The 11,928-nt window shown below is 44.5% G+C and carries 12 protein-coding genes; 5 read left to right on the top strand and 7 right to left on the bottom strand.

Going from position 1 to position 11,928, the window contains the following annotated elements; translation table 11 throughout:
• Positions 1 to 60: 60 nt before the first annotated feature.
• Both ACZ42W_RS04405 and ACZ42W_RS04400 read left to right on the top strand, forming a co-directional pair.
• Positions 61 to 870 (top strand): flagellar motor protein, encoded by an 810-nt coding sequence (locus ACZ42W_RS04405; protein WP_464168822.1) that lies wholly within the window; start codon positions 61 to 63, stop codon positions 868 to 870.
• Positions 871 to 879: 9 nt separating this feature from the next.
• Entirely contained in the window at positions 880 to 1,728 is an 849-nt protein-coding gene (locus ACZ42W_RS04400) for a flagellar motor protein MotB (protein ID WP_464168820.1), read from the top strand.
• A 427-nt stretch (positions 1,729 to 2,155) separates the two neighbouring features.
• Here the strand turns inward: ACZ42W_RS04400 and ACZ42W_RS04395 are convergent, their stop codons facing one another.
• Positions 2,156 to 3,196 carry a M28 family metallopeptidase gene (locus ACZ42W_RS04395; RefSeq protein WP_464168818.1) on the bottom strand — a complete coding sequence of 347 codons (1,041 nt, stop codon included), beginning with the start codon at positions 3,194 to 3,196 and terminating at the stop codon, positions 2,156 to 2,158.
• A gap of 38 nt (positions 3,197 to 3,234) precedes the next feature.
• On the opposite strand from ACZ42W_RS04395, the gene ACZ42W_RS04390 reads away from it, so the two are divergent.
• From ACZ42W_RS04390 to ACZ42W_RS04380, 3 genes are all read left to right on the top strand, one after another.
• Positions 3,235 to 3,672 (top strand): YaaR family protein, encoded by a 438-nt coding sequence (locus tag ACZ42W_RS04390; RefSeq protein ID WP_464168817.1) that lies wholly within the window; start codon positions 3,235 to 3,237, stop codon positions 3,670 to 3,672.
• Positions 3,673 to 3,732: 60 nt separating this feature from the next.
• Positions 3,733 to 4,521 carry a CheR family methyltransferase gene (locus ACZ42W_RS04385; protein WP_464168815.1) on the top strand — a complete coding sequence of 263 codons (789 nt, stop codon included), beginning with the start codon at positions 3,733 to 3,735 and terminating at the stop codon, positions 4,519 to 4,521.
• 221 nt (positions 4,522 to 4,742) lie between these two features.
• Entirely contained in the window at positions 4,743 to 5,039 is a 297-nt protein-coding gene (locus ACZ42W_RS04380) for a hypothetical protein (protein WP_464168813.1), read from the top strand.
• Positions 5,040 to 5,290: 251 nt separating this feature from the next.
• Here ACZ42W_RS04380 and ACZ42W_RS04375 read toward each other — a convergent pair whose 3' ends face one another.
• The 6 genes from ACZ42W_RS04375 to ACZ42W_RS04350 form a co-directional block, all read right to left on the bottom strand.
• Positions 5,291 to 5,479, bottom strand: coding sequence for a hypothetical protein (locus ACZ42W_RS04375; protein ID WP_464168811.1), 189 nt, complete (start codon positions 5,477 to 5,479; stop codon positions 5,291 to 5,293).
• A gap of 250 nt (positions 5,480 to 5,729) precedes the next feature.
• The gene (locus ACZ42W_RS04370) at positions 5,730 to 6,149 is read right to left on the bottom strand and encodes an EamA family transporter (protein ID WP_464168809.1); all 420 of its coding nucleotides are present in this window, start codon (positions 6,147 to 6,149) and stop codon (positions 5,730 to 5,732) included.
• An 89-nt stretch (positions 6,150 to 6,238) separates the two neighbouring features.
• Positions 6,239 to 7,783 (bottom strand): citrate lyase subunit alpha, encoded by a 1,545-nt coding sequence (gene citF / locus ACZ42W_RS04365; RefSeq protein ID WP_464168807.1) that lies wholly within the window; start codon positions 7,781 to 7,783, stop codon positions 6,239 to 6,241.
• Positions 7,784 to 7,846: 63 nt separating this feature from the next.
• Entirely contained in the window at positions 7,847 to 8,554 is a 708-nt protein-coding gene (locus ACZ42W_RS04360) for an HpcH/HpaI aldolase/citrate lyase family protein (protein ID WP_464168805.1), read from the bottom strand.
• Positions 8,555 to 8,682: 128 nt separating this feature from the next.
• Complete coding sequence (gene citD / locus ACZ42W_RS04355) at positions 8,683 to 8,955, bottom strand: citrate lyase acyl carrier protein (protein WP_464168803.1); 273 nt, start codon at positions 8,953 to 8,955, stop codon at positions 8,683 to 8,685.
• A 420-nt stretch (positions 8,956 to 9,375) separates the two neighbouring features.
• Positions 9,376 to 11,670, bottom strand: coding sequence for a HelD family protein (locus tag ACZ42W_RS04350; protein WP_464170863.1), 2,295 nt, complete (start codon positions 11,668 to 11,670; stop codon positions 9,376 to 9,378).
• Between the last annotated feature and the right edge of the window lie 258 nt (positions 11,671 to 11,928).

Genomic DNA, 11,928 nt, shown 5'->3' with positions numbered 1-11,928 from the left:
TAGCAAGGGAGGTAGCCGGGGCTTTTGTGTCTTTTTTAGTAAGCGTCCGGCCTTTAAGTAATGGACATATCAACCATTTTAGGAATTGTATTAGGTTTTGGTGCCTTAATAGTGGGCTTTGTTCTGGAAGGAGGTCACATTAGTTCCCTTTTTCTTCTTCCGCCTGCGATTATCGTCTTCGGCGGAACCTTTGCTGCTGTATTCGCAAGTTTCCCTCTAAAAGAAATGAAAAAGCTCCCCACTTGGCTTAAGATTGCTTTTACAGATAAGACTTTTGGAACAGCTGAAGCCTACGAAACTCTCGTTCGCTTTGCTGAGAAAGCGCGTCGTGAAGGGCTTCTCAGCCTCGAGCAGGAGCTCGAAACTGTTGAGGATCGCTTTACACGTCAGGGAATGCAACTCGTCATCGATGGAACGGATCCAGATGTTACGCGTGAAATTCTCGAGTCAAATATTACGGTTATGGAAAAACGCCATAAAGTAGGGATTGCTGTCTTTGAAGCTGCCGGTGGATTCGGCCCGACTTTGGGGATTATTGGTACGGTTATGGGACTCGTTCATGTCTTAGGAAACCTCTCAGATCCAGAATCTCTATCCAAATCCATAGCGGGAGCTTTTATTGCAACCCTCTACGGTGTTGCCTCGGCGAACCTTCTCTTTATTCCCATTGCAACCAAGCTCAAACAGAAGGATAAAATCGAAGTCGCAGCGATGGAGATGGTACTTGATGGAATTCTTTCCATTCAAGCTGGAGAAAACCCCTCCATTCTTAAAGAGAAATTAAAAACCCACCTCGGAAATATGCCGGAATCTAAAGGCGATACCGCTGAGAATCTAGACCTTAGTGCGGGAAGAACAAGCGTAGGATAAGGTGAAAAAATGGCTAGAAAGCATACAGAAGAACCTGAAAAAGAAAATTCAGAGCGCTGGCTCTTAACGTATTCCGATCTCATCACCCTTCTGATGATTTTCTTCGTGGTGATGTATTCGATGAGTAAAGTGGATGCAAACAAATTCCAAGCTGTCGCAGAGTCTTTGAGTGCTGCCCTCGGCGGTGGAACTCCCGCCAAAATGGAAATCTCAACCTCTCCTTCAGGCCCCAGCTTCCTAGAGACTTTTAACTCAGCCCCAAAGCCTTCTGAAGCAAAGGATACTTCTGGACAAAATCAGAATGCCGGAGAAGGAAATACGGATACCGAAAATATGACGATTGAGGGGATCAAACAAAAGCTAGATAAATTTGCATCAGATAACGGGATTCAAGCCAAGCTCGTTTCCTCGATCGAGGAACGAGGACTTGTCATCAGTATCCAAGATACCCTACTCTTTGAGAGCGGATCGTCAGACATCACTCCCAAAGCCCGAGAAATTCTTGATAAAATCATTAACGTTTTAGCTTCAGCCCCGAATTATATCAAGGTTGAAGGACATACCGATAACCTACCGATTAATACGGCCCGCTTCCCAAGCAACTGGGAACTCTCTGTTCTTCGAGCTACGAATGTCGTACATATTATGCAAGGAAGAATTGCCACAGATCGACTTTCCGCTACGGGCTACGGGGAATACCGTCCGCTAACAAAAAACGATTCTGAAGCCGGTCGGGCCCAGAATCGTCGCGTAGACCTCGTTATTCTTCGTTCTAAGTATGATGCAACTGAGCCAGGACAGCAAAAATTCGCTGATCCGACTTCAGGCGCAGCAGTTACTCCAACTATTAAGCCATAACGCAGGGTCGGAATCAAGGGGACGGTTCTCTTGATTCCTAAAAGTCGTGTAGAATCTCAAGAACCGTCCCCCTGATTCCCTTCAACATTCAACTGAAATACCTATAAAAGAATACCCAAGGATTTTGCTTTGCATAAGGGAACGCATTCTAAGCGAGCGGCTAACCAATCTTCGCGAAAAGTTCGCAGCGGAGACGGGTTGGAAACATGGACGTTTTCCAACCGGCCACGAGTCAGGAGACGATTTAGCCACGAAAGCCTCCGGTGGAGGGTTTCGCCCGAAGCCGCATACTACAAAGATAACTTAACAGCGAAGGCGAACCCGGCGAAGGCGAGAACTTGAGTGATTAGATTGGTCCGCGCAGCTTACTGAGTGACCGTTGCAAAGCAAAATCCTGGAGAAACCTTCTTGAAATCAGATTTCAAAGCTAGAAAGCCAGACTCCGTACCGCCTGATACACAATCTCCGTCGCAAGCTGAACCTGCTCGATCTTAACATTCCCAGCCGTATCCTGCGGAGTATGATTATTCTGAAGCCACTCTCGAGCCATCAGGGTAACCGCTGGAATCCCAACCTGCGCGAAGCTCACCTGATCACTGTTGTGCCCCTGATTCGGGGCCAGTTGAGCACTTGCCCCAGCCTGTGAAGCAGCCTTTTGAACGGCTCTAAAGGCAATATTATTTTCCCCTTCTGACCAAAGCCCGAAGTTACCGATCATTCCGTTTCCGATTGTGTCGACATTGATGACGGCCTGAATCGCTTTGAGGGGGAAACTCGGAGAATTTACAAAGGCATTGGAACCGATAAAACCCATTTCCTCCGCTCCCCAGAACGCAAAAACAATCGTCCGCTTTGGGGTTGCCATTTCTCGGATGAGTCGTCGAATCACGTCAAGGATACAACCGACACCTGAGGCATTATCGTTTGCTCCTGGATAGACCTCTCCTCGATAGCTACCGAGATGATCATAGTGGGCTGAAAGGAGAATCACTTCATCCTGCTTTTCGCCCATTAGACCCCCAAGGAGATTCATGCTCGGAGCTCGAAGCATCCCCATCGGACCGGAGGTAAACGTTAGCCTTCCTCCTATGACAGCTTCCTTGACCGAGGGAATCGTGAAGGCGTGGACATAGCTCTCCCCTTTATCCCCCATGGGCTTTAGCCCGAGCATACTCAGTTCTTTCGCTAGATACTGTGAGGCTCTTCCCTCCCCGGCTAAGCCCGCCCGACGGCCTTCCATCTCTGGAGCGGTTAAGGCAACTATGTCATCCATCGCCTTCCGACTAAGACTTTCCACCTGAAAGAATTCATTAGGCTTCTCTTGAGAAGGTTGGGTATAGAGTTTTACCCTCCGACTTTCCCTCAGAGGTTCAAAAACGTTCTTCAATTTAGTAGGCCAGGCGGTCCAGGGTATGGCAATTGCACCTACTCCCAGAAGCAGCTTTAAGAAAACCCGTCGTGATTGCATAGTAGCGTCCTTTCAAGTCCAATAAAGGGGAAATGCAAATGCCTTTAAGAATTAACGGAGCCCAACAAACCGAATCTTTAAATCGTTCTGCAACCCCTTCTCAACGGGGAGAGCTCGATTTTAACCGCGTACTCGCGAATACACAGAAGCTACAAACCAAAGAGCTTCAAGACTTCATGAGTCGTTTAGAAAATAAAGGGAAGCAATTAGCAGAGAGCTTTTCCCTGCGCGATCTTTCAGACTTTAAGGATATGGTCAAATCTTTCTTACGTTCAACCTTTGGTCAAAGTCGTCGCGTCTCGGAAGAGTCCTTCTGGGATTTCCGGGGACGACCTAAGGTACTGGCCCGAATCACAGAAATTGATAAAGCCCTTGAGGAGCTTGGGCAGAAAGTCCTCGACAACCAGACCAAACCCATGGAGTTATTAGATCAAATCGATGAGATCCGAGGGCTGATTATCGACCTCTTTGGCTAGGACGACCCTCTGTATCTTCAGCCTTCTCGCTAATAGATTCACAAAAAAGAGGTGACTTGCTTGCTTAACCCAGAAACGAACACCTATGAATGGTTTGTAAAAGCGTTCCACCCCAAAAGTGGACTCGACCTAAATTTTTATAAGCAGAATCAGATGCAACGCCGAATTCTTAGCTTTATGAATACCCATGGTCACAAGACCTACGCAGATTTCATCAAAGCTTTAAACCAGGACTCCATACTCTATGATGCCTTCTTTAAGCACTTAACTATTAACGTCACCCAATTCTTTCGGGATACCAATCAGTGGAAAACATTAAGGGAAGTGATTCTCCCGAAACTCTTGGAGAAGAAGACCTCCTTGAAAATCTGGAGTGCTGGATGTTCGAGTGGACAAGAACCCTATTCCTTAGCTATGACACTTATGGAGTATTTCCCCCAGGCACGTTTTAGTATCCTCGCCACCGATATTGATGTCAACGTACTTCAGCAGGCCAAAAACGGGTTTTACCGTCAAGCTGACTTCGCTAGCACTACTGCAGAGATTCTACAAAAGTATTTTACCCCAACAGACACTGGGTATCAAATAAAAGAACAGGTCAAGCGTTCTGTAACGTTTCAACGTCAGAATCTCCTCACTGACCGATTCGATATGGGTTTTGATTTGCTCGCCTGCCGAAATGTCGTGATTTACTTTACAGAAGAGGCGAAAGAGATGCTCTATCGAAAGTTCGCCGATTCCTTAAACTCAGGTGGAATCCTCTTTACCGGGAGCACTGAGCATCTTTTTGGCATGAACCACTTGGGGTTAAAGCCAGTCTCCTCTTTCTTCTATCAGAAGCAGTCTTGAAACTTAAGAATCGTTCGTCACGATTCGCCCTAATTCGTCTAAAATTCGTCAAATCCTCCTCTATGTCCTATAAAACCAACTCACTTTAGCCGAACTTCCATTGATTTTGTCGGACAAAACTTTTCCCAATCCTCGCCTATTTTGCTACACTAAAATTAGGATGAGGTTCATAAATATAGGTCAGGAGGCTAACGACAAATTAAGAGGAAGGTGGGATTCTATTGTTTTTCCACGGAAATCTTATCATCAGTTATGTCCAGGAACCTGAGAATGATCGTTATCTTTTTCAACTCACCGGGGGTGAGGAGTGCCCTGTTAGCAAAGAGGACTTCATTGCCCACTGGGAGGAGTACCGTGCTTATGAGGCACAACGCAAACAGCAAGGTGTAGGACCCTATCGCCCACTCCCTGTGACCCTTACCGTCAAACAAAGTGTGCAGCTTTTTCCGGCAAACCTTAATCTAAGGCGCAAGCGCAAATCAGCTTATTTCAAGCAACCCATGCTCGCACATGGATAATTGCTCTGATTCTAGCTGAAACACGCAAGCGCCATTTGTTATTTCTAGGGGAATTATGTAAATTCGATGGTCGAAAGGATTTTAAAAGTGAATAAGGTGTACCAAAAAGGGGCGATGATCTCGCCCCTTTTTCAATGTTTACCAATTATTCGGTTTCAGATAGGATCGACTTTCTTCTTTTCGCTTTCTACAAGCAACTTATGATAATAAAACTTAGTTCCTTTAAATTACTTTCAGAGAAAAGTCACTCTTTAGACCATCCTTGACGCTTGTTGGTACTGTGCGACCAACTCATCGACGTGATAAGTAACTCCTTTTCCTTTGTACTCCAGCGACACTTGCTGGGCTGTGGGATTATAACCGATAAACTTCATTCCCAGCTGCTTCGCCATTTTCGCCAGTTCGATACGCGCGCCTCTCCCTAAATCCTGAAATTTCATTTCTCGCACACGCCCCTTTTACCATTCTCCCGTTATGAGGTGATTACTTGGGTTATCTGGAGTACTATTCAGTTCTTTGAGTCTTCTAGGGAAGACAAACCAACGGCTCAGCAAATGATATATTGCTTTGTAAACCGTCTGTTAAGATTATAATATCCTATTCTCGATTGAGGTGCAACTTGCTTTTCCAGATAAATTTGTAAATAATCCCTTATTCTGAGTTCATTATACAAATAACTCTCTTGACAAATCAGCCTTTTGCTTGTCCAAATAATCCAAGTACAGATATCCCTAATAAAATGAGTCCGCTACCTAAAATCTTTGGTAAAGTTATTATTTCCTGCAATAAAAACGTCCCATAAAGAATTGCGATGACATAGCCTAGTGCAACCATGGGATACGCATAACTGAGCTCCCACCGTGAGATCACGACGAGCCAAAGAATCGAACTTATACCAAAGCAGACAAACCCGAAAAATATAGCAGGTGTCATAATAATTCCAAGCAACTGCCTCCAGACACCTTCGATAGTAACTTTTCCATAGCTAAGCATTCCTAGGCGAAATAAGAACTGACCTGTGGCCCCCAGAAAAATCGAAATCAAGGCGATCGTTAAAGATCGATAATCGAAAGTAGCCAGCATCGTTCTAATGAAAAAAGCCCCCTTCATACACAAACATATTCGTTAGTGTGTGCAGGGGGCTTTGCTATTATTCTTAGACACAAGGATTTCTTAGACGAGTCATTTATAAGCCTCGTTTAATCTTTAGGCTTTCTTACGACATCGATAACGGTTCCATCACGGTATTCCACAACGGCAACGATACGGTCCGTGAATTCGATAGGTTCTGGTTTCCCTGTCATCTTCTCAGACATTTCTTTGAGTTCTTGAATCGTGACAATCGGAAGTTCGCTATCTTTGAGTTTCTCCAAGAGATCTACTCTCCTTGGGTTGATTGCAATCCCTCTCTCCGTCACAAGAACATCGATGGTTTCTCCTGGGGTGGTCACCGTTGTGACTCTATCCTTGACGACCGGAAGGCGTCCTTTGGTCAAGTTGGTCACGATGATGGCTAGTTTGGAGCCAGCCGCAGTATCATTATGTCCACCAGAAGCTCCCATGATGATCCCGTCAGAGCCTGTTACGACATTGACATTAAAGTCAGTATCAATTTCCGTAGCTCCCAGGATCATAACATCGAGATTATTGACAATGGCCCCTTTATCATGGGGATTCCCATAAAGAGAGCCGCTCATTGCTTGATGTCTAGGATTCTCCCGATAAGAAGCAACCGCTTTTAAGTCGAAGCACTGCACATCGAAGAGATTTCTAAATAGCCCTTCGTTAAGCATATCAACGATGTAACCCGTAATCCCGCCAGCTGCAAAGCTTCCGACGACATTTTTTTCTTTCATAAAGTTCCGTACTTCAGCCGCAACTGCGAGGGAGGTCCCCCCTGCACCAGTCTGAAAGGACATCTCATTTTGGATATAGCCTGCCTCATTAATCAGTTGAGCGGCCATCTTAGCAATCCGTAAGCCGACAGGCTCCTTCGTCACTGTGAGTGTTCCTGAGACGATCCCGTTAGCATCTCCGATAGAATCCACCACAACGACATAATCCACAAAGTCCTGTGTGATCTCAATCGGGCAAGCTGGATAAGGAGCGAGATGATCGGTAACCGCTACCACTTTATCAGCAAAGAACGCATCTGCAATCGCGTACGACAAGGTTCCACAGGCTGCAGGTCCCCCGACTCCGTTGACATTTCCATAAGCATCGGCCGTCGGAGCGGCAATGAACGCGACGTCTACATGCAAATCTCCGCTTTCAATCGCCCGAGGACGTCCCCCGTGGCTCATCAATACCGCCGGATGTTTAAGGAGCCCTTTGGAAATAGCCTTCGCGACGGGGCCGGGTGAAATATAGTTGACGGAAATCTTAGTGACGATTCCTTTTTTGATGTATTCAACGAGGGGCTCATGGATAGGAAAAATCCCTGTAGCAGCAACATGGATGTCCTTAATTCCTCTTTCGGCAATGACTGCCATGACCTGATTCAGGACATAATCCCCATTTCTCAAATGGTGATGGAAGGACACAGTCATCCCATCCTTAATTCCAACTTTATCGAGTGCCTCATTAATATTATCCAGTAATTTCTTTTCTCCTGGCTTTACAGAACGCAAGGTAACGGCTGCTTTGGCCCGTTCCCCATAGTTTGCAAACGCTCCCATAAAAGGCTTTACCTGACCATAACCCTCTATTACATCTGGAAGTTCTCTTCCAAGAATATTCTTCATAGTTATCCGTACATCCCTTCTTCAATAAGATACCGCGTGAAAAGACCTTTCCTCCCATTTGCCTTAAGCAAAGACTGCATGAATCGTATCGATCTGCCGTCCATCAAGAGCGGCTTTGCCTGTAAAGCCAAGGCTTCTTGCATGAAGGGCATCTTTTTCTAGTCCTTCATAATCATTTCCATCAAGGAACAAGGTATCGATCACTTCGAATCCTGCAGCCCGACAAGCGATACCTATACGGCTTCGTGCGTAAAGAAGTTCTTTCCCTTCCTTCGTCCGTTTCGAGCCGAATTCATTAAGGAGCCCTTCAGCATTGAACCAGACTGCTGAAATTCGTGGAGAACAGGTGATTATATTATTGACATACTCTATTCCAAAAGCGGTTTCAAGCGTAGGAATTAAAGAAATTCCTCCCTCGTCAAACCCTTCCTCTTTTTCAATCTGGGTAAGCTTTGCGTCAATTTCTCGAAGCGCCTCGGGTGTAGCCTTTGGTATAATGAGAGCATTCGGCTTAACACGGGCAATCAAATCTAAATCCTTTGCCCCAAACTCTGTATCGAGTGCATTAATCCGAACTATGACTTCGACTTTAGAATAATCTAAAAAGTTCAGAGCCTCTTTGACGAGATAGCGTGCACTATCTTTATCCGTCACTGCTACACGATCGACTAAATCAAATACGACGGCATCCGGATTAAATACCGGTGCATCTTGCATACTTTTCGGGCTATTTCCAGATATAATGAGCAAGCTCCTTCTTGGCCTCTTCATTTCTTGAACGACTCCCTTCATAAATACCCTTTTCCATGTCTTATTATATACGCGACTAACTTCACCATCTTTAAAACAACGTTTCAATTTTAAGGTATAAAATTAACTTTTGCTTCTAACACCCTGCGTTATGCGAATGCCCTTTCGAGGGCAGCTTGGACGCGAGCTCTAATCGTATAATCGAGTGCCCCTTTATCCTGTGCTTTAATCGTGATATCTTCGACACCCATCTCCTCGACCTTGTCCCGAATGACTTGCTCCATCTGCTTTCCAAATTGCTTAAGTATGACTCCTTTAGCCTCGAGCTGTACTTGAACCCCACCTTGCTCGTTTGGCAGGACGGTGATCAAAATATCATTAGACTCTTGTGCACCGGCCTGTGCTGTTTTAGTGACTTTCATTGTATGTATCCCCCTTCCAATTTCATTTGGTAGAATTAAAAATGGAGAATTATCATAATTCGACTTTTCTCCACTCTAATCGATATTTTAACTCTTATTTTGAGGAAAATCAGCTTTAATGCGTCTTTTTATATTCTATAATTTCACAATGCGCGCTTATTATACACAAGAACAGTCACCCTCCCTTATTGTAATACACCTTTTTTAACATTTTGGCAACCCAAATTTCAGATATTCTCATTAATTTGATCGTCTCACCTTTAAATTCTGACTACGTTCAAGGAACTGTTAGCTTAACTTTTTTCAATAAAAGGGTTAGCCCTAACTTTCTTATCCGTCAGGGCTAACCCTCTTTCTTTGCTATGTAAGCGTATGAGACTTGCCCCTATGTTTCATGGGGAAAGAATTGTTCAGGATCCTTTAAGTGAGAATTTTACTTTCCTTCTCCACTGCATAAATCATCAAGCGGTGCAGTGCCCGGGTGCAGGCGATATAGAGTAAGCGCTGATCTAGCTCTGATTTATAATTTTCATGATCCACACCATAGATTATAGCGCAATCGAACTCAAGTCCCTTTGCCCCATAGGCTGGGATAACGAGGATGCCTTTTTCGATTTGCCCCACACGAGGGTGGACGAGGTGAATTTTTGATTGCTCGCTTCTACTATTGCCTTGGTTCTGATTATGGGTTTGGGTTTGACTATAGCTCATATTACGGTTAAGGTTTTGATAAACCTGCTCGGATTCCTGGAAGGTCTTACAGATGATGGCGACCGTTTCGAAGCCTTCTTTTAGGAAGGCCTCGACATCCTGAAGGATTTCCTGATTCATCGCTTTGGAGGTTTGAAGAACTTTCACTTCTGGTTCTGGACCATGCCGATCAAAGGGATATACCTCACGTTCTCTTCTATAGATTCTTTGAGCAAATGCACTAATCTCATAGGTTGAGCGATACCCCTTTGTTAGAGAAAGCTTGGTCATCTTCGGACGGTCAAGAATGTTAGCAAATGAATCATAGACAGAGTCCTCCGCTTCCTTCTCAATACTCTGTGCGACATCTCCCAAAATAGTGTAGCGAGCATTTCGAAACAAGAGTTTAAAAACTTCATAGTGCATCGGACTGTAATCTTGTGCTTCATCGATGACGACCTGGCGGATGTCAGAGTAATTCCCTCCCTCAAGTCTTAACTTAAGAAAAAGCTGAGCTGCACTATCCTCGTAGCTCAGTTCTCCTTTCACCAGCTCCTCTAGGGTTAGGTTCAGAATCTTTTCGATGTCCTCTGGAAGTTCTAGCCCTCGTGAAAGCTTAGCAAAAAGTGTCCGATCTTTGAATAATAATTGATAGACTTCCTTATAATCCACTTCCGTGAACTTTTGAATTCGCTCCCGAAGGGCTTTTGCTTCCCTAAGGGCCAAGAGTCTAGCAAAGGGCTTAATTTCAAGCAGGTGCTCTGGATTTGTCGCTACAACATTGAGGATAGCGTTGCGACGTTGCTTTTGCAGCGGATGAATCCGCTCCCAGAGGGTTTTCTCCACTCTCTTGAGTTGTTTCGTCATGGGGATCCCGATTTCGTTATTAAGAAAGCGGCTTTTAATCAGTTGTTTTGATTCAATTAATGTGCCGTGATAATACACATCTTCAAATTTAAGATGACGATGCCCGTAATAACGAATGAGTCGCTCTAGAAGCTTGATAAAATGCACGGATCCTTTAAATTCGATACTTTTTCCTTTGAGGTGACCTGTATGAGTGTGTTGCAGAGCAAGAAGCTTCTCGAGCTGTTGATCCCTGGTCTCAACCGTGAATCGTTCTTGAAACGCACTCGTTATCAAGTCATCAAACGTGGCCTGGACGACGTTCTCCTCACCCAATTCAGGAAGGACAGAGGATATATACTGATTAAAGACATCATTCGGAGAAATAATCAAGATATTATTGGAGCGTAAATGAGAACTCATCCCCTCGTACATTAAGTACGCAATACGATGCAGAGCAATCGAAGTCTTTCCGCTCCCTGCAACCCCCTGTACGAAGAGGACCTCATTCTCTGTATCACGGATAATCTCATCTTGTTCCTTTTGAAGGGTTTCTACAATCTGTCGCATCGTCGTCGAAGAGTTTTGGCTTAAGATTTCTTGTAGTGCATCATCTGTGATCCGAATACTACTGTCAATGAAATACTTAAGCTTCGAATCTTTAATCTTATACTGCCTTTTGAGGAAAACTTCTCCCGTAATCTCCCCTATCGGAGCAGGGTACTTCGCTTCCCCTAGTTCATAGCGATAAAACACACTCGAGATGGGGGCCCGCCAATCATACACCCAGACATCTTGGGTTTTAGTATCAATCACGTTATAGAGACCAAGATAGATTTTCTCCCGATCAAAGTCTTCTTCCTGAAAATCGAAGCGTCCAAAATAGGGAGCATCAAGCATTCGTTTATAGCGTTCCACTCGTTCAGCTGTGTTTGTATAGCTTTCTGTCTGATTTTTTACTTCGGAAAGGTATTGATTCATTTCGGTAAGACGCGTGAAGTCTCTCGAGTAGTGCGTCGTCTCCTCATACATCTCTCTCCGAAAAGCAAGCATTTCTTCCTTCCGAACGGATGCATTCTCAAGCTCGCTTTCCATTTGGCTTTCTATTAGATCCAAGGTTTTGGCGAGATGAATCTCTTCCTCGGCTCTAACCTTACTTTGTGTTTCATTCTGTGGCATATCCTTTTGAGAAGCATTACCTTCCTGTGACTTTGACTTGTCTAATGAATAGCTCATCTGCACGCTCCCCCTTGACTTTAAATGCACATCGTCGAAACAAAAATTCCTGACGGATTGACAAGTGGATTAATATGTGATATGATGATTATGAGTTATATGATTAAATTGGTATATTTATGTGTAGCTTTATTATTATACTCTAAAAAATCACTCTCGTAAAGATAAAAGGCTTAGCACCTTCGGAAAAATTTCGATTTG

It is taken from the genome of Desulfitobacterium elongatum (genome assembly GCF_055378975.1).
Note: the sequence above shows the minus strand (reverse complement) of the source record. Positions and strands in the feature narration are given on the sequence as shown.

What these genes read in the sequence shown, in the direction of transcription:
- ACZ42W_RS04405 (WP_464168822.1), top strand. Translation starts at nt 61, where the DNA reads ATGGACATATCAACCATTTTAGGAATTGTATTAGGTTTTGGTGCCTTA.
- ACZ42W_RS04400 (WP_464168820.1), top strand. Translation starts at nt 880, where the DNA reads ATGGCTAGAAAGCATACAGAAGAACCTGAAAAAGAAAATTCAGAGCGC.
- ACZ42W_RS04395 (WP_464168818.1), bottom strand. Translation starts at nt 3,196, where the DNA reads ATGCAATCACGACGGGTTTTCTTAAAGCTGCTTCTGGGAGTAGGTGCA.
- ACZ42W_RS04390 (WP_464168817.1), top strand. Translation starts at nt 3,235, where the DNA reads ATGCCTTTAAGAATTAACGGAGCCCAACAAACCGAATCTTTAAATCGT.
- ACZ42W_RS04375 (WP_464168811.1), bottom strand. Translation starts at nt 5,479, where the DNA reads ATGAAATTTCAGGATTTAGGGAGAGGCGCGCGTATCGAACTGGCGAAA.
- ACZ42W_RS04370 (WP_464168809.1), bottom strand. Translation starts at nt 6,149, where the DNA reads ATGAAGGGGGCTTTTTTCATTAGAACGATGCTGGCTACTTTCGATTAT.
- citF (WP_464168807.1), bottom strand. Translation starts at nt 7,783, where the DNA reads ATGAAGAATATTCTTGGAAGAGAACTTCCAGATGTAATAGAGGGTTAT.
- ACZ42W_RS04360 (WP_464168805.1), bottom strand. Translation starts at nt 8,554, where the DNA reads ATGAAGAGGCCAAGAAGGAGCTTGCTCATTATATCTGGAAATAGCCCG.
- citD (WP_464168803.1), bottom strand. Translation starts at nt 8,955, where the DNA reads ATGAAAGTCACTAAAACAGCACAGGCCGGTGCACAAGAGTCTAATGAT.
- ACZ42W_RS04350 (WP_464170863.1), bottom strand. Translation starts at nt 11,670, where the DNA reads ATGCCACAGAATGAAACACAAAGTAAGGTTAGAGCCGAGGAAGAGATT.